This is a genomic window from Streptomyces sp. C (assembly GCF_000158895.1).
GTDB classification, from domain to species: Bacteria; Actinomycetota; Actinomycetes; order Streptomycetales; family Streptomycetaceae; genus Streptomyces; species Streptomyces racemochromogenes.
The window spans coordinates 1633257-1633812 of record NZ_GG657750.1; positions in this window are offsets into that span (position 1 = coordinate 1633257).

Consider the following 556-nt stretch of genomic DNA (forward strand, 5'->3'; position numbering starts at 1 on the left):
GTGGTCATGCGGCGGCTCCGCCCCCCGGTTCCGTACGGCTGCCTGCCCGTACTTTACGTGCCCGTCGGCGTGGCCCCGCCCGTGCGGGGGTGGCGGACGTGCCCGTCGGCGTGGCCCCGCCCGTGCGGGGGTGGCGGACGTGCCCGTCGGCGTGGCCCCGCCCGTGCGGGGGTGGCGGCCGCCCCTGCCGGGCAGGCCCTTGGCCGCGCGGGGCGTTGCCGTGGCCGGGCCGATGCCCTGGTGGGTGCGGGCCTGGCGGGGCGGGCCGCTGCGCGGGGCGAGTTCCCCTACCCGCCCTTCCACCGTTCCCAGGGGCTCCGCCCCTGCCCCCGCGCCTCAAACGCCGGCGAGGCTGAAAAACCGGGGCTCCGCCCCCGACCCCGACACCGGGCGCTCCGCGCCCGATGCGCTCAAACGCCGCGCGGGCTGAAAGACCGGGGCTCCGCCCCCGACCCCCGTCGCGCTCAAACGCCGGCGAGGCTGGAGGCCGGGGCTCCGCACCTGACCCCGTCGCGCTCAAACGGCGCGCGGGATGGAGAACCTGGGGCTGCGCCCC